At 62.9% G+C, this 21,997-nt stretch carries 23 protein-coding genes and 2 tRNA genes; 9 read left to right on the forward strand and 16 right to left on the reverse strand.

Translation table 11 applies throughout. The annotated features are described in order from the left end of the window. Positions 1 to 18 precede the first annotated feature (18 nt). The 6 genes from EEB13_RS14435 to EEB13_RS14460 form a co-directional block, all read right to left on the reverse strand. The gene (locus tag EEB13_RS14435) at positions 19 to 1,311 is read right to left on the reverse strand and encodes a saccharopine dehydrogenase family protein (RefSeq protein ID WP_033231919.1); all 1,293 of its coding nucleotides are present in this window, start codon (positions 1,309 to 1,311) and stop codon (positions 19 to 21) included. A 44-nt stretch (positions 1,312 to 1,355) separates the two neighbouring features. Further along, a complete protein-coding gene (locus EEB13_RS14440) occupies positions 1,356 to 1,769 on the reverse strand; it encodes a universal stress protein (protein WP_033232182.1) in 414 nt (137 codons plus the stop codon). A gap of 144 nt (positions 1,770 to 1,913) precedes the next feature. Continuing rightward, the gene (locus EEB13_RS14445) at positions 1,914 to 3,356 is read right to left on the reverse strand and encodes an SDR family oxidoreductase (protein ID WP_033232183.1); all 1,443 of its coding nucleotides are present in this window, start codon (positions 3,354 to 3,356) and stop codon (positions 1,914 to 1,916) included. A gap of 181 nt (positions 3,357 to 3,537) precedes the next feature. Next, a tRNA-Leu gene (locus EEB13_RS14450) sits at positions 3,538 to 3,623 on the reverse strand. A gap of 97 nt (positions 3,624 to 3,720) precedes the next feature. Then, entirely contained in the window at positions 3,721 to 4,242 is a 522-nt protein-coding gene (locus EEB13_RS14455; RefSeq protein ID WP_141486170.1) for a hypothetical protein, read from the reverse strand. Positions 4,243 to 4,347: 105 nt separating this feature from the next. Beyond that, positions 4,348 to 4,433 (reverse strand) — tRNA-Leu (locus EEB13_RS14460). A 117-nt stretch (positions 4,434 to 4,550) separates the two neighbouring features. On the opposite strand from EEB13_RS14460, the gene EEB13_RS14465 reads away from it, so the two are divergent. After that, positions 4,551 to 5,903 carry a M20/M25/M40 family metallo-hydrolase gene (locus EEB13_RS14465; RefSeq protein WP_045067849.1) on the forward strand — a complete coding sequence of 451 codons (1,353 nt, stop codon included), beginning with the start codon at positions 4,551 to 4,553 and terminating at the stop codon, positions 5,901 to 5,903. A 43-nt stretch (positions 5,904 to 5,946) separates the two neighbouring features. After that, positions 5,947 to 6,483 carry a YbhB/YbcL family Raf kinase inhibitor-like protein gene (locus tag EEB13_RS14470; protein ID WP_045067848.1) on the forward strand — a complete coding sequence of 179 codons (537 nt, stop codon included), beginning with the start codon at positions 5,947 to 5,949 and terminating at the stop codon, positions 6,481 to 6,483. Between the two features lie 51 nt (positions 6,484 to 6,534). Here the strand turns inward: EEB13_RS14470 and EEB13_RS14475 are convergent, their stop codons facing one another. The 3 genes from EEB13_RS14475 to EEB13_RS14485 are packed head-to-tail and all read right to left on the reverse strand — an operon-like array spanning position 6,535 to position 8,947. Next, positions 6,535 to 7,605: a quinone-dependent dihydroorotate dehydrogenase gene (locus EEB13_RS14475; protein ID WP_033231922.1), complete on the reverse strand. Its 1,071-nt coding sequence runs from the start codon at positions 7,603 to 7,605 to the stop codon at positions 6,535 to 6,537. 44 nt (positions 7,606 to 7,649) lie between these two features. Further along, a complete protein-coding gene (locus EEB13_RS14480; RefSeq protein ID WP_033231923.1) occupies positions 7,650 to 7,919 on the reverse strand; it encodes a DUF5703 family protein in 270 nt (89 codons plus the stop codon). Between the two features lie 2 nt (positions 7,920 to 7,921). Further along, entirely contained in the window at positions 7,922 to 8,947 is a 1,026-nt protein-coding gene (locus EEB13_RS14485) for a lipoprotein (RefSeq protein WP_033231924.1), read from the reverse strand. Positions 8,948 to 9,134: 187 nt separating this feature from the next. On the opposite strand from EEB13_RS14485, the gene EEB13_RS14490 reads away from it, so the two are divergent. Continuing rightward, complete coding sequence (locus tag EEB13_RS14490; RefSeq protein WP_033232184.1) at positions 9,135 to 9,536, forward strand: hypothetical protein; 402 nt, start codon at positions 9,135 to 9,137, stop codon at positions 9,534 to 9,536. Here EEB13_RS14490 and EEB13_RS14495 read toward each other — a convergent pair. The 5 genes from EEB13_RS14495 to EEB13_RS14515 all read right to left on the reverse strand — a co-directional run bounded on the left by EEB13_RS14495 (position 9,517) and on the right by EEB13_RS14515 (position 14,209). After that, positions 9,517 to 10,410, reverse strand: a complete 894-nt coding sequence (locus EEB13_RS14495) for a heme ABC transporter ATP-binding protein (protein ID WP_141485632.1) — start codon at positions 10,408 to 10,410, stop codon at positions 9,517 to 9,519. The two genes, EEB13_RS14490 and EEB13_RS14495, sit on opposite strands and share 20 nt — an antisense overlap. After that, complete coding sequence (locus EEB13_RS14500; RefSeq protein ID WP_033231925.1) at positions 10,407 to 11,492, reverse strand: FecCD family ABC transporter permease; 1,086 nt, start codon at positions 11,490 to 11,492, stop codon at positions 10,407 to 10,409. The genes EEB13_RS14495 and EEB13_RS14500 overlap by 4 nt, the downstream gene beginning before the upstream one ends. Then, a complete protein-coding gene (locus tag EEB13_RS14505; protein WP_141485633.1) occupies positions 11,489 to 12,499 on the reverse strand; it encodes a hemin ABC transporter substrate-binding protein in 1,011 nt (336 codons plus the stop codon). The genes EEB13_RS14500 and EEB13_RS14505 overlap by 4 nt, the downstream gene beginning before the upstream one ends. Next, positions 12,496 to 13,179: a heme oxygenase (biliverdin-producing) gene (locus EEB13_RS14510; protein ID WP_033231927.1), complete on the reverse strand. Its 684-nt coding sequence runs from the start codon at positions 13,177 to 13,179 to the stop codon at positions 12,496 to 12,498. Before EEB13_RS14510 ends, EEB13_RS14505 begins: the two co-directional genes overlap by 4 nt. A gap of 94 nt (positions 13,180 to 13,273) precedes the next feature. Then, entirely contained in the window at positions 13,274 to 14,209 is a 936-nt protein-coding gene (locus EEB13_RS14515; protein WP_033231928.1) for an aldo/keto reductase, read from the reverse strand. A 242-nt stretch (positions 14,210 to 14,451) separates the two neighbouring features. On the opposite strand from EEB13_RS14515, the gene EEB13_RS14520 reads away from it, so the two are divergent. The 4 genes from EEB13_RS14520 to EEB13_RS14535 are packed head-to-tail and all read left to right on the forward strand — an operon-like array spanning position 14,452 to position 17,515. Further along, positions 14,452 to 15,297: an undecaprenyl-diphosphate phosphatase gene (locus tag EEB13_RS14520; RefSeq protein WP_080711626.1), complete on the forward strand. Its 846-nt coding sequence runs from the start codon at positions 14,452 to 14,454 to the stop codon at positions 15,295 to 15,297. Positions 15,298 to 15,355: 58 nt separating this feature from the next. Further along, positions 15,356 to 16,051, forward strand: a complete 696-nt coding sequence (locus EEB13_RS14525) for a histidine phosphatase family protein (protein WP_033231929.1) — start codon at positions 15,356 to 15,358, stop codon at positions 16,049 to 16,051. A gap of 54 nt (positions 16,052 to 16,105) precedes the next feature. Then, positions 16,106 to 16,705 carry a DUF3090 domain-containing protein gene (locus EEB13_RS14530; protein WP_033231930.1) on the forward strand — a complete coding sequence of 200 codons (600 nt, stop codon included), beginning with the start codon at positions 16,106 to 16,108 and terminating at the stop codon, positions 16,703 to 16,705. Positions 16,706 to 16,708: 3 nt separating this feature from the next. After that, positions 16,709 to 17,515 (forward strand): SCO1664 family protein, encoded by an 807-nt coding sequence (locus EEB13_RS14535; protein ID WP_033231931.1) that lies wholly within the window; start codon positions 16,709 to 16,711, stop codon positions 17,513 to 17,515. Positions 17,516 to 17,526: 11 nt separating this feature from the next. Here EEB13_RS14535 and EEB13_RS14540 read toward each other — a convergent pair whose 3' ends face one another. After that, positions 17,527 to 17,970 (reverse strand): MarR family winged helix-turn-helix transcriptional regulator, encoded by a 444-nt coding sequence (locus EEB13_RS14540; RefSeq protein WP_033231932.1) that lies wholly within the window; start codon positions 17,968 to 17,970, stop codon positions 17,527 to 17,529. 87 nt (positions 17,971 to 18,057) lie between these two features. Between EEB13_RS14540 and EEB13_RS14545 the strand changes: the two genes are divergently transcribed. Both EEB13_RS14545 and mshC read left to right on the forward strand, forming a co-directional pair. Further along, positions 18,058 to 20,187 carry an MMPL family transporter gene (locus tag EEB13_RS14545; RefSeq protein WP_033231933.1) on the forward strand — a complete coding sequence of 710 codons (2,130 nt, stop codon included), beginning with the start codon at positions 18,058 to 18,060 and terminating at the stop codon, positions 20,185 to 20,187. Between the two features lie 10 nt (positions 20,188 to 20,197). Continuing rightward, on the forward strand, positions 20,198 to 21,439 hold the full coding sequence (gene mshC / locus EEB13_RS14550) for a cysteine--1-D-myo-inosityl 2-amino-2-deoxy-alpha-D-glucopyranoside ligase (protein WP_033231934.1): 1,242 nt from the start codon (positions 20,198 to 20,200) through the stop codon (positions 21,437 to 21,439). Positions 21,440 to 21,496: 57 nt separating this feature from the next. Here the strand turns inward: mshC and EEB13_RS14555 are convergent, their stop codons facing one another. Beyond that, positions 21,497 to 21,901 carry a hypothetical protein gene (locus EEB13_RS14555; protein ID WP_095887865.1) on the reverse strand — a complete coding sequence of 135 codons (405 nt, stop codon included), beginning with the start codon at positions 21,899 to 21,901 and terminating at the stop codon, positions 21,497 to 21,499. Between the last annotated feature and the right edge of the window lie 96 nt (positions 21,902 to 21,997).

Genomic DNA, 21,997 nt, shown 5'->3' on the forward strand with positions numbered 1-21,997 from the left:
AGAGCCTCGATGGATACATCACAACCGGCCTGCGGAGATCTCGAAACCGCTACGACGCAGACGTTCGACCAGGACATCCCCCAAGGCTGTGGCCGGGGTGAGGACGCCTGCAGCGTTGGGTAATGCTGCGTTATCGGGCAATTCTGCGTTACTGACAGCAAGACTCAGCGCTGATTCGCCGAGCATCACTGCGGTAGCACTATATCCCGGGTCGCCTTTGGCCCGGACACGCGAGGTGTAGCGCGCGCCCGTTGTGGTCACCGTGAATACGTCGAGGGTGAAGTGGCCTTTGCTCTGAGTGTCCTCGCTTGGTCCCTCGCCCGGGGACGGCAGAACCTTGTCGAGGAGGAAACGCGTCGGCGGCAGTGCGAGGCCTGCGATCAAGGCGCCGAGTCCCACGGCAACGCCGCCGGCGATCACCGGTGAGACCACAGACGAACCGACGTTCATCACCTCGGTGTACTTGAACTTTCGGCCGTAGGCCCACTCGCGAAGGGCATTGCTGCGTCGCACGACTCGGGTGTTGTAGGACGCCATGAAGAAGGGCGCCTTCCAGCCGTGCAGCGACGGATCGATCTTTCGGCCGTCGACCACCGTGGCGTCACTCTGCTTTCCCAGATCGGGTTCGCTGGCGCGATCGGGGCTCAGCGAGTAAGGCGAGGCCGCGAGTTTCCGCAACCGTGCATCGTGTTTCGACACGTCGATCTGCGTGCGGAGTGAATCGATGGTCCCGCCGCTGACGCCGCCGCGCAGTGACGTGACCACCAGCGTGGTGTCCGTCAACTCCCCGGCGCCGTCCGCTTCGATCAGCTTGTGAAGAACATGGACCCCAAGATCGGAAGGGACGGAATCGAAGCCGCACGAATGGACGATGCGGGCACCTGTCGACACGGCAAGTTCGTGATTGGCGTCGATGCTCTCGCGGTGGAAGAGAACCTCACCGGTGAGGTCGACGTAATGGGTTCCCGCGGCGGCGCATTCGTGAACCAACTGATGGCCGTACTTGGCATACGGACCGACCGTCGTAGCTACGACGTGCGTTCGTTCGGCAAGCGCCTTCAAGGCGGTCGAATCATCGGCGTCGGCGACAACGAGGGGGAGTTCGGCTGCCGCAGCACCCAATCCGGCCCGCACGGCGGTCAGCTTCTCGAGGGAACGCCCGCCGAGGCCGATCTTCGTTCCGGCGGGTGCATGCTGAACGAGGTATTCGGCAAGGAGTTTGCCGACGAAGCCGGTAGCTCCGTAGACGATGATGTCGAGTTCGCGCTCGGGTCGACTGTCGATATTGCGGTCACTCACGGGTCCGGTCATGTAGTCAGCCTACAAATGCGGGACCCGAATGCGTGTGAGTGAGCTCACTCCGCAGGTAGAGGTTCCTTCACGACGAGGATCGGGACCTCGACTTCGAGCAGTAGCCGCTGCAGCGGGCGCTCGAGTAGGAACTTGCCGATCGGGGACATACGACGCGTTCCCACGATCAACAGATCGGCTTCGACGGCATCGACCAACTCGACCAGCGCGGTCACTGGATCGCCGTCGTGTTCGGTGGTGCGGAGCTCCCACGGTGTTTGAGCGAATCCGCCGGCGTCCAGCGCAGACTGGATCTCGCCGCGTAAAGCCGCGCTGTCTTCGTCGGTGTCCGGGACATTGACGTCGTCGAGTACGTGCAGGACAACAAGTTGCTCGCGCCGATTCACGGATTCTCGTGCTCCGTGGACAATTGCCGCGCGGCCCTCCGGGCTGTCCTTGTGTACGACGGCAATCGTCATGGTTCCTCCGAGGCAGTGGGCAGTGTCGGGGTCCATTATCGCGCGGTATTGCCGAGCGCTACCTCAAATGCGGTACTCGACACGGCGTATATGGGGTGTCGAGATCGCCACATCGAGACGGTGAGGTGTGTGCGGTCACCTCTCTCACCAGGGTGAGGGCTTGTAGTCCTTGAGGAAGCAGCCATGGATGTCGACGCCCAGTTCGCCCTGAACGATGGGGTCGTACACGCGGGCGGCGCCGTCGACAAGGTCGAGCGGAGCGTGGAAACCCTCGTCGGCGAGGCGCATCTTGGTGAAGTGGGGGCGCTCGTCGGTGATCCACCCGGTGTCGACGGCAGTCATGAGGATGCCGTCCTCGAGCATTTCCTTGGAGCTGGTGCGAGTGAGCATGTTCAGTGCTGCTTTCGCCATGTTGGTGTGCGGGTGACCAGGACCCTTGTACGCGCGGCTGAACTGGCCTTCCATCGCGGAGACGTTCACGACGTACTTACGACGCGCTGCTGCTGCCGCCATCGACGGGCGCAGGCGCGAGACCAGAATGAACGGAGCAACCGAATTGCAGAGTTGCACTTCGAGAAGCTCGATCGGATCAACTTCCTCGACGGTCTGAACCCAGCTGTTGGTGTGTGCGAGGTCGGGGAGGAGTCCGCCGGCATCGATGGCGATGCCCTGCTCGATGCGATCGGGTGACGCGGATTTCGCGACCAGCGCGAGCGAGCTGACTGCGTCGGCGGAGAGATTTCCGGACGTGATGGCTGCGACGTCGGACAGTGAGCCTGCGAGCGCTGCGGGATGCGCGTCGCTGGTTTTGCCGAAGGTCACCACATCGGGGAGCTCGCCCGCCGGCAATGCGCCGGATTCGGCGTCGACCAGAGCGCCGTACGCGCCGGGGGAGCGGCGCACGGTCTGGGCGGCGTTGTTGATCAGGATGTCGAGAGGGCCTTGTGCTGCAACGGAATCGGCAAGGGCGACTACCTGCGCAGGGTCGCGGAGGTCGATGCCGACGATGCGAAGGCGGTGAATCCAGTCGGCGCTGTCTTCCATCGCTTTGAAGCGCCGGATCGCGTCGTTGGGGAATCGCGTGGTGATCGTCAGGTGGGCGCCGTCGCGCAGGAGGCGTAGCGCGATGTACATGCCGATCTTGGCGCGGCCACCGGTCAGGAGTGCGCGGCGTCCGGTCAGGTCTGTGCTGGCGTCACGCTTGGCGCGGGACGTTGCGGCGCAGTCCGGGCACAACTGGTGATAGAACGCGTCGACCTGGGTGTAGCGCTGCTTGCAGATGTAGCAGGGACGCGCCTTGATAAGGGTGCCCGCGATTGCCCCGGCAGTGTTGGACGTGATGGGGATGCCGGCGGTTTCGTCGTCGATTCGATCCGGTGATCCCGTCGCCGTTGCGGCGACGACACTGCGGTCGGCGTCGTTGACCGCCGCACGCGAGGCGAGGCGACGCTTCTTCTTGAGTCGTTTGAACAGATGGCCGACGGCACGCTGCATGATGATCGAGTCGGGATGCTCGTCGTCGAGTTCGGCTGCTTCGCGCAGAACCTTCAAGCAGATTTCGAGTTCTGCGGGGTCGAGTCCGGCCAGTTCTGCTCCCGCAGATTCTGTATCCGTTACGTCGAACTGCCGTGTGTCTGTATCCACGTGAACTTCTGTTCCATCTCGATCGCCGCTCGCGCGGTCTGTTCCCGGTGTGGGAACTTGGCCTTTTACGAGAAAAGCTCCGGTTCAATGAACCGGAGCTTTTCCTGTCTGTCTCAACACAGAGTGTCCGAGGGGGGACTTGAACCCCCACGTCCGTTAATAGGACACTAGCACCTCAAGCTAGCGCGTCTGCCATTCCGCCACTCGGACTCGGCCCCGATTTCTCGGTGCTGGGAAAGAGTATCCGATGCTGTCCCGCTCTCCCAAATCGCGTCGGCGGTGTGGACGTTTGTCCTGTTCAGGCGTGTCAGCTGCCGCTGCCGAATGGTCCCGGATTCGGAGCGACGGGGTAGGCCGCGACGTCCATGATCACCGAACCGTCGCAGGGCCCGCCGTAGATGTCGGTGCGCCACGAACCGACCAGGGTGCCGTCTGGCTGTGGCGTGTAATAGGCCAAGGAATGAGCCGGCGCCATCACTTTGGGTACACCCTCACCCTGATAGCAGTCCCATTCCCAGTCGTACGGATGAACCCAACTGGTGCCGTCCCACGTGTATTGCGCAGGCTGAGGCAAAGTCGGATTAGCCGGCGCCGGCCCGGCGATCACGGTGGCGACACAGGGTTCGGCGGAGCAATCGGTGTCGAAAGTGTAGATATCGGAGAAGTCCGGTTCCCACTGACTCGCCGCGAGACTGGTGCCGGTTTTCGAGGCTGCGAACCGCTTGACCGAGTAGTCACCGTCCCAGGTCTGCGTAGCGGCTCCCGCCGGCATTGCCATGACAATCACGGACGTACCGAGCAACGCTGCGACCAGCAGTGATTTGCGCATAAACGAGTCAAGCACACGGAATGTCCGGATTTCCGGCATTCGGTACATAGTGAACAAAAAATGACCCCAGCTTGATCAGCTGGAGTCATTGGTTGTTTATTCGAGTGTCCGAGGGGGGACTTGAACCCCCACGTCCGTTAATAGGACACTAGCACCTCAAGCTAGCGCGTCTGCCATTCCGCCACTCGGACTCGGCCCCGATTTCTCGGTGCTGGGAAAGAGTATCCGATTCGGTGAGGTTGCCCAAATCGCCAGGTCGGACCACGTCCATGCCGCCGCGGCGGGTGTTTCGGTGGTAGGAAAGTGACATGTCCTTATCGCCGAATAACTCAGGTCCTTCTCGCGCCGAAAGCGAAGTTGTCGAACTTGTCAGCTCACTGATCCGGTTCGACACATCCAATACGGGAGAACTCGAAACAACCAAGGGTGAACGGGCGTGCGCGGAATGGGTCGCCGCCCAACTTCAGGAAGTGGGATACGAGACCGAGTACGTCGAATCCGGCGCGCCCGGACGCGGCAATGTGTTTGCCCGGTTGAAAGGCGCCGAGTCCGGCCGTGGGGCTCTCATGCTGCACGGGCACTTGGACGTCGTCCCGGCCGAGCCCGCCGACTGGAGTGTTCACCCCTTCTCCGGCACCGTGCAGGACGGTTACATCTGGGGACGTGGCGCCGTCGACATGAAGGACATGGTCGGGATGATCCTGGCCCTGGCGCGGCAGTTCAAGGCAGAGGGAACAGTGCCGCCGCGTGATCTTGTGTTTGCCTTTGTCGCCGATGAAGAGGCGGGCGGCAAGTACGGCTGCCAGTGGCTTGTGGAGCACCGTCCGGATCTGTTCGAAGGCGTCACCGAAGCGGTCGGTGAAGTGGGCGGATTCTCGCTGACCGTTCCGCGTCCGGACGGAACCGACCGTCGGCTGTATGTCGTGGAGACCGCGGAAAAGGGACTTGGCTGGATGCGGCTCACCGCAAAAGGCCGAGCCGGACACGGTTCCTTCCTGCACGACGACAACGCCGTGGCAACGTTGGCCGGTGCGGTGGCCCGCCTGAGCGCGCATGAATTCCCGATCGTGATCTCCGACTCGGTCGCGGAGTTCCTGACTGCGGTCGGCGAAGAAACCGGGCTCGACTTCGACCCGACGTCACCGGACATCGACGGAACGCTCGCGAAGCTGGGCAGTATTTCCAACATCATCGGTGCAACCTTCCGCGACACCGCCAATCCGACCATGCTCAAAGCCGGTTACAAGGCGAATGTCATTCCTCAGACAGCCGAGGCTGTCTTCGACTGCCGTGTGCTTCCCGGCCGTCAAGCCGAGTTCGAGCGCACCGTCGACGCCCTGATCGGACCCGACGTCACCCGAGAGTGGATCACGAAACTCGACTCGTACGAGACAACGTTCGACGGTCATCTTGTCGACGCGATGAACGACGCAATCCTGGCCCATGACCCAGGCGCGCGCACTGTGCCGTACATGCTCTCCGCGGGCACCGACGCAAAGGCCTTCGCGAAGCTCGGGATTCGGTGCTTCGGGTTTGCGCCGCTGCAGTTGCCGCCGGAACTCGATTTCACCGCGCTGTTCCACGGCGTCGACGAGCGGGTGCCGGTGGACGCACTACTGTTCGGAACACGCGTGCTGGAACATTTTCTCCGCAATTCCTGAACGCGTGGACAGTCACCGAGTACAAGAAACAGAGAGGATTCGCATGGCTTACGATCCGTACGAACCATTGCCGAAGCTCCCGAGCTTCGAGCTGACCAGTGAAGACATCACGGCCGGTGAGCCGCTGAAACTTGCGCAGGCGAGTGGCGCTTTCGGCGTCCCCGGTGGGCAGGACATCTCGCCGCAGCTCTCCTGGTCGGGTTTCCCCGCTGAGACGAAGAGCTTTGTGGTCACCGTGTTCGATCCGGATGCTCCGACGGCGTCGGGATTCTGGCATTGGGCCGTAGCGAACATTCCCGCTTCGGTCACCGAACTGCCTGCCGGTATCGGCAGTGCGGACAGCACTGACCTTCCCGCGGGAACGGTGACTCTGCGCCACGACGGCGGCGGATTCGGTTTCATCGGTGCAGGCCCGCCTCCCGGGCACGGCCCGCATCGCTACATCGTCGCGGTACACGCGCTCGACGTGGACAAGCTCGACGGAGTCACGGCTGATTCCTCGCCGGCATTCCTCGGGTTCAACGTGTTCCAGCACGCAATTGCGCGTGCAACGCTGACCGGGACGTTCGAGGTCGCATAACACACTGTGCGCCTTTGTTAACCGCCCGCGGTTAACAAAGGCGCACAACGTTCAGCGGGGGTTTTCCGCCCCGACGGCCTGGCTGATCGACGAGAAACCAGCCGCGCGAACACGCTTCGCGATTCCCTTGTGAATGCTGCGCGCCCAGAACGGGCCGCCGTAGATGAAGCCGGTGTAGCCCTGCACCAGGGTTGCACCCGCAAGAATCCGCTCCCACGCCTGGTCAGCTGTTTCGATACCGCCGACAGAGATGATGGTGAGCTTGTCGCCAACCCGCGCGTAAAGCCGGCGAAGTACCTCGAGTGAACGGTCCGCGACGGGAGCGCCCGAGAGTCCACCGGCGCCGATCGCGGCCACCTCCGCGTCCGGGGTTTTCAAACCGTCACGGCGAATTGTGGTGTTCGTGGCCACGATGCCGGCCAACCCGAGTTCGATAGCCAGGTCTGCGACGGCGTCGACGTCCTCGTCGGACAGATCAGGCGCAATCTTCACCAGCACCGGGATATGGACCGTATCGAGCACGGCCTGCAGGAGCGGGCGCAGCGACTCGACGGCTTGCAGGTCACGCAACCCGGGGGTGTTCGGGGAGCTGACATTGACGACCATGAAATCGGCGAGCGGCCCGAGCAATTGGGCGCTGGCGGTGTAATCGGCGGGCGCGTCCGCGGCGTCGACGATCTTGGTCTTGCCGATGTTCGCGCCGATCGGCACAGTGACTCGGCGCTGACGGAGGAAGTTCGCGGCATGTCCGGCACCGTGATTGTTGAATCCCATCCGGTTGATCAGTGCACGGTCGGCAGGCAGGCGGAACAGTCGTGGCTGCGGATTGCCGGGCTGAGCCTGCGCGGTGACGGTGCCGATTTCAGCGAATCCGAAACCGAGCGGACCCCAGGCGTCGACGCCGGTTGCATCCTTGTCGAAGCCCGCGGCCAAACCGAGTGGGGCGGGAAATGTCAGTCCGAATGCCTGACTACGTAGTACCGGATCGTCGAGAACAAGAACCTTCGCCACGAGCCACCGGATCGGTGCAAACCGAGTCACCAGTTTCATCGCGGTGAAGGCCAGGTGGTGGATGCGCTCCGGGGGTAGCCGAAACATCAGGCTCAAGAGCAGTTGGTACACGATTCTCCTGCTTGTCTGGTGAGATCTTCGATGAAACGGGCGGCTCAGTGAGCAATGCCGTCCGGGTTGTCCACGTGCAACGGTGTCTTCTTGCGCCGCAGGAGTACCCGGCGACTGCCGTCGGGGTAGAGCCGCACCTGCGAGAGTTCCCAACCGCCGAACTCCGCGGAAATTGCCAGGCGCATCGACGCCGTCACTCGTGAGACGTGGGGCGGAAGTTGCAGCGGCAGATAGTCGAACACATCGTCGGACATGTCCCACTGTGGTGACGGAGTGCGTCGCAGATGTGGCGATCCACCGTTGTGCCGCTGCATCGTCAGCCGTTCCGAGTGGGGATGACCTGCACGCCGTCCCCGGTTGCGGAACCGACGACGAGAGTTCCGGTGCTCGAATCGACCGCGAGAGAGTTGGGCTGACGAACGGTGTTGAATCGGTTCGTTTCGACCGGGATGCCCGACGAGAGGTCGAGTCCGACAACTTCGTTGGTCCCGGTCAAGCTCACCCACACACGATCGGCGGTCTCGTCGTATGCCACTGCGTACGGCGAATCGCCGACCGGGAATCGCTGGCGCAGAATGAGAGAATCGGCGGTGAAGACCAGCAGTTCGTCGCCGGTGGTGTCGGTGACGAGAATGCGACCGAAATGGTCGGTCACGAGGTGCGTCGCACCTTCTCCGGCGCGCAGGGCTGCGCCGAGTCGGTCTTCGTCGAGGTTGATGTCCGTCAGTGAGGTCTGACGATGATCGAGGGCGCTCAGGTTGTCGCCGGTGACGGCAAGTTCGTCGACCGATGCAAGGCCTGAAATAGTTTGTGACTTATCAGAACTCGGATCGACAACGTGAACTGTGCCTCGCTCGGTTCCGATCGCGATGCGGCCGTCGGGCAACTCGACAGCGGAGTTGGCCGGGTCGGGGGAGGCGAAGGACGTTTGTTCGCCGGACGTCAGATTCAGCTTCACAACCTGGTTGTCCATGGACAGCAGTGCGTTTCCGTCGGACGCGATCGACACGTCCCGGATGTTGCCGTCGATGCTGATGTCGCGACCGGCCGCAGCCGGGCCAGCGGACTCGACCTCGTCGGCCGCGACGATCCGAACGGCGGGCGGATCCTGCGATACGAGAAGTACGTTGCGCGTAACCGGATCAAATGTGATGGAATCGATCCGACCCGAATACGGATGAACGACGCCGTCCAGAGAACTTGTCGTGGCAGGCGATACGACGGCGGTGGCCGGATCAATTGTCTGGAGCTTGGTGCCGTCGCTTTCGGAAGAACATCCTGTCACCAGCATCAACGCCGCCCCCATCGCTGCTGTGGTGGTGCGGAGCCCAATGCGAGTCATGGTGTTGAATCCTCGTTTTCTACTCGAGACGGTGTTTCAGCGGAACGCGCCTGTACTCGATCATCCCTGATCGCTGCGAATCGGTTTTCATTGCATCGAAGTGCAACGGTCATTCCGTCTGCTGTTCGCACGCGATACCGTACAAATACGGATTTCCGCCCACGCGGTAATCCTCGAGGAGATCACTGTGATTCCTGTCGAACCCACCGAATCCGCTGCGGAACGACCTGGCGGATCTTTCGGCGATTTCGAGATCGAAGATATTTCGGTAGGACCATATGCCCACGGTTTCGGCAGGTCGGAGGGGCGAACTTTCGCGTTTCGTGTCCGCAAGAGTGTGCTGTACGTCGAGGTGTATCGCGATTATTGCGAGCGCACCGTGCCGAGTTCTGACGACGTGATTGCCACGGCCAATCGTTCGGTGACCGATATCGACCTGACCGATGAACGCAGCATTTCTGCTGTGGTGCGAGACGCAGTACATTCCGCTGAGTCGGATTCGTCACATTCTCCGGCTCGTGGTTCCGGTGTGACCACGTTGCGCGGAGTGCTCGATCGGCTCGGTTCGATCATCGATTCCGTTCGTTGACGCCGGCTTGCTGATGCTGCGTGCTGCGGGAATCGCGCCGCGGGATCACCAGCGTCGCGCCGCTCCGTGGGTGGGCGAACACTTCGACGGGATAGCCGTAGACGCGGGTGAGCAGATCTTCACGTAGAACCGACGCAGGTGGACCGTCGGCGGCAATGCGGCCGTTCTCGAGGACGACTATCCGGTCCGCGTAGGCGGCGGCCAACGCCAGATCGTGGAGAACGACAACGACGGCGTCACCGTCGGCCGCGCGGCTGCGTGCAACGGACATGACGGCTTCCTGATGCCCGAGATCAAGTGCGGCCGTGGGCTCGTCGAGCAGAACCGTCGACGTTTCCTGCGCCAGAACGCGGGCTAGCGCCACCCGAGCCTGTTCGCCGCCGGACAACGCGGCAAACGGCCGATGGGCAAACGCTTCGACGTCACAGGTTTTCATTGCCGCCGCGATGGCGTCGCCGTCGCGTTCCTCGCGGGCGGTGCCGGCCCACGGCGCCCTGCCCATCGTGACAACCTGCGCAGCGGTGAACGAGAAGCCGATGGTGTGTTTCTGGGGGAGTACGGCACGTCGCCTGGCCATGTCCAAGGGTGTCCAGTGATTCAGGTCGGTTCCATCGACGTCGACGCGGCCGGCGACGACGGGCTGATCGCCCGACAGTGCCGCGAGGAGCGTCGACTTGCCTGCGCCGTTCGGGCCCACGAGAACAACTACCTCGCCGGCGCGAACGTCGACGCTGACGCCTTCGAGGATGTTCCTGCCACCGCGCTCGACGGTGATGTCCCGCGCTTGCAGCGTGATGTCACCGATCTGCGGACTCGACGGTTCGGGTGACGTTCGTCCGAACAGTTCGCGCCAGTTCCGGGCGATGCTGCTCATGCCCACCCACCTTGTTGTGAACGGGTGCGTCGGAGGAGCCAGAAGAAGAAGGGTCCGCCGACCAGTGCCGTGAGCATGCCGAGCGGAAGGTCGGCGTTGTCGATCAGGGACCGGGATCCGAGGTCGGCAAGTAGGAGAACCAACGCGCCGGTCAGTGCGCTTGCCGGGATGAGCGCGCGGTGACCTGGACCGACGACGATGCGCATGAGGTGGGGGACAACCAGTCCGACAAACAGGATGATGCCGGTGAAGGCAACGCTCGCCGACACCAGAAGGGCGACGATCAAGACCGCCAGCTGTCGCAGCCGTTCGACGTTGACGCCCAGGTGCCTGGCGGCATGTTCGCCGAGGGCGAGGAGATCGAGACGCGATGCGATCGCCATAGTCGCGGCGATTCCGACAACGGTCATCGGTGCGACCACCAAGACCGAATTCCACGTGGCGCCGTTGAGGCTGCCGAGTTGCCAGAACACGATCTGATCGCGTGCCGACGGGCTGGCGATGAAGGTGAAGAAGGCGATGAGTCCGCCGGCAAACGCGTTGACCGCCACACCGGTCAGGACCAGGGTGACCACTTCGGTCCGGCCTTCGTGGCGCGCGAACAGGTAGACGATTGCCGTGGTCAGGAGTCCGCAGACAAACGCTGCGGCTGCAATGGCCCAGCCTGCGACGAAATTGCCGCCGACCACGATGACCGCGCTGGCGCCTACCGCTGCGCCAGAGGACACGCCGATCACACCCGGTTCGGCCAGTGGATTGGCAAAGACGCCTTGAAGCAGGGCGCCGGAACATCCGAGAGCTGCGCCGACGCAAATAGCCAGAACGACGCGAGGGAAGCGCACTTCCCAGAGCGTGACTTCACCGCTGGGGTGGGCGGGCATCGGGCCGATGTCCAGACCGATGCGGTGCATGATGCTGCCGAGTACCTCGAGCGGCGAGGTCGGCACCTGACCGATACACGCGGAGAGCACGGCGACGATAACCAAAGCGACTGTGAGCCCGATCAACACCCCGCTCACCCGTGAGCGCGATGTCGGTCGTGGTGCCGATTTCTCGACTGCTTTATCTGTTTCTGTACTCACGAATCAGCGGGTCCGTAGATTGCTTCGGCGAGCGATTGCATCACTCGCCCGGTGTTGGGGCCGAAGCTGAGCAGCACGCCGTCTTCCATGTCGACGACCCGCTGGTTCTTTCCGGCCGGGGTCTGGGCGATGCCCGGGATCTTCTCGAGACCGTCGATCCCGCCGATGGACGCGAGACCGTCGGTCATCATCAAGAACGCGTCGGGCGCTGCCGCGATGAGTGCTTCGCTGGTGATGGGAGCAAATTTCTGCGTGATGCCCGACGCTGTTCCGGCGTCGACGGCGCCGAGTGCTTCGATGAGTGAATCGGCTCCGGATCCGTCACCGCCGATCATGGTGATCGCCGATCCGCGGAGGTAGAGGAACGCGATCTTCAGGGGATCTCTGTCATCGGGGACCAGGTCGCGCGCAGCGGCGATTTCGCCTTCGGTCCGGTTGACCAAGGCCTTGCCCTGTTCCGGTACACCGAGGGCGTCGGCGACTGCCTGGATTTGTGCCGGGACACCTTCGAGGGTGCGGGTGGGATCGAAGAAGACGACCGGAATCCCGGCTGCCCGCAGTTGGTCCTGCACACTCTGTGGGCCGATGCTGGTATCGGTGAGAACGACGGTCGGGTTGAGATCGAGGATCGCTTCGGCGCTGAGCGACGAACCACCTACGGTCACTACCGGTACGTCTTCGACAGCCGGGAACTTGGCGGACGTGTCACGCCCGACCAGGTTGTCCCCGAGTCCGAGTGCGACCGTGGTTGCGGCAAAGGTTCCGTACCTGTCGGCAGCGATGATTCGACTGTTGTCCGTGATCGTGACGGGGACGCCGTCGAAGCCGGTGACTGTGGTGGGCAACGCGGCGACCGGATTTTCTCTTACCGGTGTGGGGCTGGAATCCTCGAGTACCGCCGTGCGGGCCTGCGTCGAGCCGTCCCCGTCGTTTTCCGCCGACCCACATGCGACCAATCCGAAACCGGCAACCGCAACCAGTGCGGCAGCGGCCCACCGCTTGCTCATTTGACGAGGTAGCTCTCGATGTTGCCCTCGAGGTCGGCAAACAGATCACCGTTGAGGCGGTAGGCCAGGTTGACCTCGTCGATGAACTTCTGCTGGTCTTCGGGAGAAATCGAGAGCGCGTCGAGATTTGCGCGGTACGTGTCCTTGAACGGCTTGGGCTTGGGGATGCCGTCGAAGATGTAGAAACGCAGGCCGTCGGTCTCGAAACCGTACGCACGCTCGAGCATGCGGCGGATGATCTGGCCGCCGGACAGGTCGCCCATGTACCGGAGGTAGTGGTGCGCGACGAAGTCGGCCGGCGAGTCGAAGGCAACTTCCTGCAAACGCGCCACGTAACGCTGCGTTGCCGGCAGGGCCTCCAGGCTCTCACGCCAGTTCGGTCCGCTCAGGAACTCGAGATCGGCTTCGAGCGCCGCGACGCGGAGAAGATCGTCGGAGAGGAACGGGTTGACCAGCGCGTTGTCCGCGTGTGCACGGCCGGCTTCTTCGAGGCTTGTGTAGACCAGGTACGTCTGTCCCAGTAGCGCCGCGTATCCGGCGGTGGTCAGTTCGCCGCCGAGGAGAGCGCCGACAAACCGTGACTGCTCGGTTTCGCGGTGCGCTGCATCGGTCTCCGCCTTGATGCGTTCGGAGAAGGCCGACGCGTCGGCGGGACTGTGGTCTACGTCAAGCGTGGTCATAGGTTCTCCTCTAGCTAAGGAACGTGTTATCTACTAGGTTAGCCTGCCCTCGCTAAATGGGTAATTCGGGTATTTCGTCGAGTGAGACCGCAAGTTACGCGCTCACGTCGTCGAGTGCAGCAGCGATCGCCGCAGGCAACTCCAACTCCTCGGCTACCAGTACACCCGTCAATTGCGCGAGATCCCGAGTACCGACGACGGCGCTGGCAACTCCGGGGCGATCGCGAGCCCAGGCGAGAGCAACAGCCAACGGTGAGGTACCCAGACCGTCGGCGGCTGTAACGACGGCGTCGACAACCCGGACCGACGAATCCGTGAGGTAGCTCTGCACGTGGTGGGAATGAGCGTCGTCGGCGCCGCGGGAATCGACGGGAATCCCGCCGCGGTATTTACCGGTGAGGACACCGCCGGCGAGGGGGACAGCGGCAAAGACTCCGACGCCGTGGTGTGATGCGGCAGCAAACAATTCCTCTTCGACGCCTCGCGCCAAAAGGGAGTACTCCGCCTGAGTGGCGGTGAGAGATGTTGTGCCACAGGCGCCGACGGCCGTAGCCAACTGCCACCCGAGGTAGCCGCGCACGCCGACATAGCGCACTTTGCCGCTCGAGACCGCGTAGTCGAGAGTTGCAGCGACCTCGTCGACCGGGGTCAGCGGATCCCAAGTCGCGACTTGCCACATGTCGAGGTAGTCGGTGCCGAGTTCGCGCAGTGTGGCGTCCAATTGGCGGAGCAGGCCTCGCCGCGAGCAGTCGACGCGATCCGTGCCGATCGGGTTGGGATGGATCCCCGCGCTCGAGCTGACGATCAGTTCGTCGCGGGGGACGACGTCGTCGAGAAGTTCGGAGAGGAGTCGTTGAGCCGCGCCGTCACCGTACGCGGGGGAGCTGTCCACCAGGGTTCCGCCGGCTTCCGCAAATGCCAGAAGTTGTGCGGCGGCCTCGTCCCCGTCGGTGTCGCGTCCCCAGGTGAGCGTGCCGAGTCCAAGTCGCGACACCCGAAGTCCGCTCGTTCCGACTGATCTGTGTTTCATCAATGCCGTCCATCTCACGCCCGACCCGGGAGCGTACGTCGCACCCGGGAGTTCTCACCACGTGCAGACTAGTGGTCACCCGACCGAACTCGGGGGATTCGGGCATCAGCGTGCCGGGCGCGGCACGTCTGGCGGTGCACCGGTAGCGTGACGCCAGTGAAAAGTGAACTCGCCCCACGAAACTGTTGTGTAGTAATCCCATTCGAATCAGTGCAGTTCGCATCAGTCCGGGCGGTTCTCTGATGGGTGAGGCGATGACATGGCTACAGGCCATGGTCCTGGGGCTCGTGCAGGGATTGACCGAATTTCTTCCCGTCTCGTCGTCGGGGCATCTGCGCATCGTCTCGGAGATCTTCTTCGGAAGTGATGCCGGTGCGTCCTTCACCGCGGTGACTCAGCTCGGCACCGAACTCGCGGTCCTGATCTATTTTGCGCGCGATATCGTGAGGATCATCACCGCGTGGTTCCGAGGGTTGTTCCACGCCGAGCATCGCGGCGACCTCGACTACCGGATGGGCTGGTACGTCATCATCGGCACGCTGCCCGTCGGTATTCTCGGGTTCCTGTTCAAGGACCAAATCCGTACCGGCGCACGAAATCTGTGGCTGATCGCCACAATGCTGATCGTGTTTGCGCTCGTGATCGCCGCCGCCGAGTACTACGGACGTAAGTCCCGACCCATCGAGTCCCTCACAGCGCGTGACGGCATCATCATGGGTTCGGCGCAGGCGCTCGCCCTCATCCCCGGAGTGTCGCGTTCGGGTGGAACCATCAGCGCCGGTCTGTTTCTCGGACTGACACGTGAGGCCGCCGCACGCTATTCGTTCCTGCTGGCGATCCCGGCGGTGCTGGCGTCGGGACTGTTCAGCCTTCCCGATGCCTTCGAACCTGCGGGTGAGGGACTGAACGCCAGTGGCCCCCAGCTGTTCGTCGCGACGGTGATCGCGTTTGCGGTCGGCTATGCGGCCATCGCGTGGTTGCTCAAGTTTGTGGTCAATCACTCGATGTACTGGTTTGTCGGCTACAGAATCGCTCTCGGCGTAGTCGTCCTTGCGTTGCTGGCCACAGGGGTTGTGTCCGCGACATAACGCCGGTTTCGACGTCGACCGCCCGCCGCGCTCTGCGCCGCCCCATTAGGGTTATGGCATGACAGTTGTCCTTCTGCGGCACGGGCGGTCGACGTCCAACACGGCCCACACACTTGCCGGTCGCACGCCGGGCGTCGAACTCGACGATCACGGCCGGAAACAGGCAGCGGCCGTCGTAGACAGGTTGGTGGGTCTCGACATTGCCGAGATCGTGCGGTCTCCGCTGCTGCGATGTGAGCAGACGGTGGGTCCCATCGCTGCGGACCGTGGATTGACTCCCGTTGTCGAGGAACGCCTCGTCGAGGTGGACTACGGGCAGTGGACGGGCCGCCCCCTCAAGGATTTGCTCGAGGAACCGCTGTGGAAAGTTGTGCAGCGGCACGCGTCGGGTGCCGTCTTCCCCGATGGTGAAGGGCTGGCGCAAGTGCAAGCGCGGGCCGTTGCCGCGATTCGTGAACACGACAGAAGGCTTGCCGAGGAGCACGGCAAAGACGTCGTGTGGATTGCCTGTACACACGGCGACGTCATCAAATCCGTACTGGCGGACGCGTACGCGATGCATCTCGATTCGTTCCAGCGCATCGTTGCCGAACCGGCGTCGATGAGTGTGATCCGATATTCCGCGACCTCGCCCTTCGTGCTGCGGGTCAACGACACCGGAGATGCGCTGGCGGCGATCGGTCAGGCCAAGGCGTCGACCAATGGCTCCGCTCCCGAACAGGAATCCGTGCCTGGCGGCGAGGTCGGAGTGTGATCGTGACGGATAATGGGTACCCAGGGAAGTTCCGCTCGAATTCGAGGAGGTGCAATGTCGCGCGCGATTCACGTATTTCGCACCCCTGACCGATTTGTCGCAGGGACCGTGGGAGAACCCGGTGACAGGTCTTTTTATCTCCAAGCCGTGCACGAGGCGCGAGTAGTGAGCGTGCTGCTCGAAAAGCAGCAGGTTCAGGTACTGGCAGACCGGATGGGTCTACTCCTCGAAGAGGTACATCGCCGTTTCGGCACCGAGGTTCCGCCGGAAGCCGGTGATATCACCGACCTCAGTCCGCTTGTTACTCCGTTGGATGCCGAATTCCGGGTCGGGACGATGGGTTTGGGCTGGGATGCAGATGCCGGCGCCGTTGTGGTGGAACTTCTTGCAGTGAGCGAAACCGAGTTCGACGAGTCGGTCGTGCTCGACGATTCGGACGACGGACCCGACGCGGTCCGCGTGTTCTTGACTCCGGAGCAGGCGCGCGAATTCTCACTGCGATCCGAGCGAGTGATTGCCGCCGGCCGTGCGCCATGTCCGCTGTGCGGCGAACCCCTCGCTCCGGACGGACATATCTGTGTCCGGACCAACGGATATCGCCGCGGTGATTCGTTCGGGTTCGCGATCGACGACGCCGACACCGACGAGGACTGAGCGGTGTCGAGCTCGCCTGGCCCTGATGTCCAGCTCGAAGGTGAGCTGACGGTGATCGGTCAGATCACCACTGCCAGCAACGCAACTTTGGTCTGCGACGCTGTTCTCGGCGACGAGTCGATGCGGGTCGTCTACAAGCCGGTGCGCGGCGAGCGCCCGTTGTGGGACTTCCCGGACGGCACCTTGGCGGGGCGCGAAGTGGCGTCGTATCGGGTGTCGGAGGCGCTGGGGTGGGGTGTCATCCCGCGAACAGTGTTGCGCGACGGACCTTTTGGGCCAGGAATGGTGCAGAAATGGATCGACACCGTCGACCGCCACGCTGACGTGCTCGGTACGCCGGACATCGTCGATCTCTGCAGCCCGGACAATGTCCCGTCAGGATGGTTCGAGGTTCTTCAGGCGTTCGATTCTGCGGGGGAACCGGTTTCGCTCATTCACGCCGATGATCCGCGGCTTCAGCGGATGGCAGTGCTCGATGTCCTCATCAACAACGCGGATCGCAAGGGTGGTCATGCACTCGAAGGGATCGACGGCTCCGTCTACGGCGTGGATCACGGAATCTGCATGCACACGGACAACAAACTACGCACTGTCCTGTGGGGATGGGCAGGCCAACAAGTTCCCGGGCCCTTGATCGCGGATGTCGCGGAATTTGCGGCAACTGTCGACGGCAGTTTCGGTGATGAACTGTCGGAACTGGTTACCGACGACGAAATTGCGGCGCTGGCGCAGCGGGCGCGTGAGCTGACGTTGTCAGCAGTCATGCCTGTGCCGAACGGGCATCGAACGATCCCGTGGCCGGCTTTCTAGTTTTCGTTGTACTAGTTTTCGTTGTACTTGGGATTGAGTTCCGGTGACCGAACCAGCCGTAGTAGCTGTTCGCGCAATGCCGACACATCTCCGGCGCCGAAGGCCAGAGCGGCTTCGTCCTTTTCGAGTTCGAGTAGGCGTTCATAGGTCGCTTGCCCGGACGCCGTGATGGCTATGAGGCGTCGTCGTTCGTCGCGCGGATCGGTATCCCGGGTGACGTAGCCGGCACGCTCGAGGCGATCGACGGTCCGACTCATGGTCTGGTCGGTTACCCGAGCCTTCTTGGCGATGTCTCGCTGCGACGCGGGGGACATGGCGATGGAATGTAAGACGATAAGTCCGGCGTGCGTCATGTCCTGGCTGCGTAGGACCTGCTCCCACGAGTGTTCGACGAGGCGCGCCGCAGTCGACAGCAAGCGGCCTGTCGGCCAGTTTTCGAGCCCATCCTCGGTCACGCTCCTGCCTTCCGTTTGCAATTGTTCAGCTTGCTGAACAAAATAGGGGACCATCACGCATCAGCCAAACCGAACTCTGGAGAAACCGTGAGCACACCCACGAGTACGCGTCGTCGCCTGAGATGGATTGTGCCAGCTCTGCTGGTAATCGGCTGGTTGGCTATCGGCGGCTTCGGTGGACCGTTTGCCGGAAAACTGAGCACAGTGCAGCAGAACGACAACACGTCCTTCCTGCCCGCATCGGCGGAAGCGACCGAGGTCGGCAAGCTCCAGGAAGGTTTCACCGACACACGATTTGTTCCGGCGATCATCGTCGCAGAACGTTCGGGTGGGCTGCAGGGCGGCGACAGTGCCTTCCTGACGGACACGGTCGCAGAGTTTGTCGGAACCGAAGGATTCGGTGACGCGAGCTCGCCCGCGATTCCGTCGGCGGACGGTCAGGCGTTGCAGCTGTTCCTCCCGATCGACAGCACAGTCGAGGTCAAGACCTCGGTGAAGGAACTGCGTGCCGCGCTCGAATCCGCGCCGGAGGGAATGACCGTCCTGGTGACCGGTCCGGCCGGTCAGGTCGCCGACTTGTCCGCCGCTTTTGCGGGCATCGACGGTCTCTTGTTGCTGGTGGCCGGATCAGTGGTGATTCTGATCTTGATCGTGGTGTATCGCAGTCCCATCCTGCCGTTCGTGGTTATTTTCTCGGCGGTCTTTGCGCTCGGCTTGTCGAGTCTGTTGGTGTACGCGCTGGCCGACGCCGACGTCATCGCGTTGAACGGTCAGAGCCAGGGCATTTTGTTCATCCTGGTGTTCGGCGCCGCGACAGACTATGCGCTGCTTCTGGTCTCACGCTATCGCGAGGAACTGCGCATCGAGCAGGACAAATACTCGGCGATGCGGGTGGCGTGGCGTGCCACGCTGGAACCCGTCGCAGCGTCAGCCGGTACCGTGATCGCGGGCGTTCTGTGCCTGCTGTTGTCGGATCTGAACTCGAACCGCGGATTGGGACCCGTCGCGGCCATCGGTATCGCCGCATCGTTCCTCGCATCGATGACGTTCCTGCCTGCCATTCTCGTATTGTTCGGCCGTACCGCGTACTGGCCGACCAAGCCGAAATTCGACGCCGACGTCGCCCACCACGACGAGGCAGACGATCACCGTTTCTGGGCCGGACTTGCCGCTCGCATCGGGCGGCATCCGCGTCGTTTCTGGGTGGCGTCGACGCTGGTGCTGGTGATCTTCGCGCTGATGATGCCGCAGTTCAAGGCCAGCGGAGTGGCGTCGTCTGACGTCTTTCTGCTCGAGGTCGACTCGGTTGCGGGTCAGGAGATTCTCGGCGAGCATTTCGACGCCGGATCAGGTTCCCCGGCGATTGTGATCGCTGATGCAGACCAGATGGATGCCGTTGTCGCGGCAAGCCGAGTCGACGGCGTCAGTGACGTCACTGTTGTTCAGAACGGGGGAGTGCCGCTTGTCGTCGACGGCCGTGTCTCGCTCGAGGCGACGCTGACCGATGCCGCTGATTCGATCGAGGCCGAAAACACGATTGTGCGACTACGTGATTCAGTCCACTCCGTCGAGGGGGCCAACGCCTTGGTCGGTGGTGTCACCGCTACGGATCTCGACACCAAGACCACGTCGACGCGCGACCGCACGCTGATCATCCCGGTGGTAGTGCTCGTGGTCTTCGCGATCCTCGCGCTGTTGCTTCGATCACTCCTTGCGCCGCTGCTGCTCATGGGCACCGTAGTGCTCTCTTTTGCTGCGACACTGGGTATTTCGTCGCTCGTATTCGAGCATGTCTTCGGATTCCCCGGCGCAGATCCGGTGGTGCCGTTGTTCGCGTTCGTGTTCCTCGTCGCACTCGGGATCGATTACAACATCTTCCTGATGACCCGGGTTCGGGAGGAGGCACAGAAGATCGGTACACGGGCAGGCGCGCTCCGGGGACTGACCGTCACCGGCGGCGTCATCACCTCAGCCGGAGTTGTTCTGGCAGCAACCTTCTCGGCGTTGGCTGTGATTCCGCTGTTGTTCCTCGCGCAGATTGCCTTCATCGTTGCGTTCGGTGTGCTGCTCGACGCGTTGATTGTCCGATCACTGCTGGTCCCGGCGTTGACGTACGACATCGGGCAGAAGATCTGGTGGCCGAGCAAGCTGGCGTCCACGCCGGAACCGACACCGGATCAGCCAGCACCTTCCGAGCCCTCGACCAGTCTCCACTAGGCTCGCCAGTATGCAGTCTTGGTCCGATACCGCACTCCCGTCCGTACCCGGTCAGGGGCCGCCGTTGCGGCTGTACGACACGGCCGACCGTCAGGTTCGTCCAGTCACCCCCGGGAAGACCGCCACGATGTACGTCTGTGGCATCACACCGTACGACGCGACCCACCTCGGGCACGCCGCCACGTACCTCACCTTCGACCTCGTGAACCGTATCTGGCGCGACGCCGGACACGACGTTCACTACGTCCAGAACGTGACCGACGTGGACGACCCGCTCTTCGAACGCGCCAACCGCGACGGTGAAGACTGGGTTGTTCTCGGAATGCGCGAGACGGCGCTCTTCCGTGAAGACATGGAGGCGCTGCGCGTGCTTCCTCCCAAGGACTACATCGGCGCTGTCGAATCGATCAACGAAGTTGTCGAACTCGTCGAGAAGTTCGTCGCATCCGGCGCGGCCTACATCGTCGAGGACGCCGAGTTCCCCGACGTCTACTTCCGGGCCGACGCCACCGAACAGTTCGGTTACGAGTCCGGCTACGACCGCGAGACCATGGAGAAGTTCTTCGCCGAGCGCGGCGGCGATCCGGATCGCGCCGGCAAGCGCAATCCGCTCGACGCACTGGTGTGGCGGGCTGTGCGCCCGGGTGAGCCGTCCTGGCCGTCACCGTTCGGACCGGGCCGCCCCGGGTGGCACATCGAGTGCGCGGCTATCGCACTCAACCGCATCGGCTCGGGTTTCGACCTCCAGGGCGGCGGCAGCGACCTCATCTTCCCGCACCACGAGTTCTCGGCAGCGCACGCCGAATGTGCCACGGGTGACCGTCGTTTCGCGCGTCACTACGTTCACACCGGCATGATCGGTCTGGACGGCGAGAAGATGTCGAAGAGTCGCGGCAACCTCGTGTTCGTCTCGAAGCTTCGTGGCGAAGGGGTCGACCCCGCAGCGATCCGTCTCGGACTGCTGTCCGGCCATTACCGTCAGGACCGGGCGTGGACCGAACAGGTCCTCGAGGATGCGCAGGATCGTCTCAAGGTGTGGCGTGCTGCCGCGGCCCTGAGTTCCGCTGCGTCCGTCACCGACACAGTTGCACGGTTGCGTCAGCATCTCGCCGACGACCTCGACACCCCGAAGGCTCTTGACGCCCTCGACGGTTGGGCGCGTCGTGCACTCGAAGGTGGCGGATCCGACGCACAGGCACCGGGCGAGTTCGCCGATGCCGTCGACGCCCTGTTGGGGATTTCGCTGCGCTGATGTACTAGCTGTGCGCCTTTGTCAACCGCGGGCGGTTGACAAAGGCGCACAGTGCTTTCACGGGCACGCCGGCGTCACCATGTCGTAGATCTCGTCGACCTGGGCTTGGGTCGGGACTACGCCGTTGTGTTCGGCCTGATCGCGGATTTCGTCGCTGACTTGTTGTTCCGAGGCACCTTCGGCGATGTCGTCGCACGTGTCGAGGACGATCTCTTTGATGTCGGCATCGTCTCGATCCTGTGAAAGATCCGGGTAGCGGGTGCGAAATGCCACAACAAATGCAGTGAGTTTTCCCTGATCGACAGCGCTCATCTCGCCCGTCGACGTTCCGGCGGGCATTCGCATGGTTTCTTGACCGGTGGCGTGACCGCTGCCCTGGTTCTGGTCACCGTCGTCGTTTCCGCAGGCGCACATCATCGACGCTGCGCCCGCGATCATGATTGTCGCGATGGCTTTCTTCATGTCGTCTCCGCTCGCAAGGTTCGGCCCATGGATGAAAAGCGCGGGTGGTGCGGTGGTACCCAACCCGGGCGCTTCCCATTCCATCGACCTCGAGGC

This window comes from Rhodococcus sp. WS3 (assembly GCF_003797085.1).
Lineage (GTDB): Bacteria > Actinomycetota > Actinomycetes > Mycobacteriales > Mycobacteriaceae > Rhodococcus_F > Rhodococcus_F globerula.

Coding starts and splice junctions, on each gene's coding strand:
- EEB13_RS14435 (WP_033231919.1), bottom strand. CDS start 1,311: ATGACCGGACCCGTGAGTGACCGCAATATCGACAGTCGACCCGAGCGC.
- EEB13_RS14440 (WP_033232182.1), bottom strand. CDS start 1,769: ATGACGATTGCCGTCGTACACAAGGACAGCCCGGAGGGCCGCGCGGCA.
- EEB13_RS14455 (WP_141486170.1), bottom strand. CDS start 4,242: ATGCGCAAATCACTGCTGGTCGCAGCGTTGCTCGGTACGTCCGTGATT.
- EEB13_RS14465 (WP_045067849.1), top strand. CDS start 4,551: ATGTCCTTATCGCCGAATAACTCAGGTCCTTCTCGCGCCGAAAGCGAA.
- EEB13_RS14470 (WP_045067848.1), top strand. CDS start 5,947: ATGGCTTACGATCCGTACGAACCATTGCCGAAGCTCCCGAGCTTCGAG.
- EEB13_RS14480 (WP_033231923.1), bottom strand. CDS start 7,919: ATGCAGCGGCACAACGGTGGATCGCCACATCTGCGACGCACTCCGTCA.
- EEB13_RS14485 (WP_033231924.1), bottom strand. CDS start 8,947: ATGACTCGCATTGGGCTCCGCACCACCACAGCAGCGATGGGGGCGGCG.
- EEB13_RS14495 (WP_141485632.1), bottom strand. CDS start 10,410: ATGAGCAGCATCGCCCGGAACTGGCGCGAACTGTTCGGACGAACGTCA.
- EEB13_RS14505 (WP_141485633.1), bottom strand. CDS start 12,499: ATGAGCAAGCGGTGGGCCGCTGCCGCACTGGTTGCGGTTGCCGGTTTC.
- EEB13_RS14510 (WP_033231927.1), bottom strand. CDS start 13,179: ATGACCACGCTTGACGTAGACCACAGTCCCGCCGACGCGTCGGCCTTC.
- EEB13_RS14515 (WP_033231928.1), bottom strand. CDS start 14,209: ATGAAACACAGATCAGTCGGAACGAGCGGACTTCGGGTGTCGCGACTT.
- EEB13_RS14520 (WP_080711626.1), top strand. CDS start 14,452: ATGGGTGAGGCGATGACATGGCTACAGGCCATGGTCCTGGGGCTCGTG.
- EEB13_RS14525 (WP_033231929.1), top strand. CDS start 15,356: ATGACAGTTGTCCTTCTGCGGCACGGGCGGTCGACGTCCAACACGGCC.
- EEB13_RS14530 (WP_033231930.1), top strand. CDS start 16,106: ATGTCGCGCGCGATTCACGTATTTCGCACCCCTGACCGATTTGTCGCA.
- mshC (WP_033231934.1), top strand. CDS start 20,198: ATGCAGTCTTGGTCCGATACCGCACTCCCGTCCGTACCCGGTCAGGGG.
- EEB13_RS14555 (WP_095887865.1), bottom strand. CDS start 21,901: ATGAAGAAAGCCATCGCGACAATCATGATCGCGGGCGCAGCGTCGATG.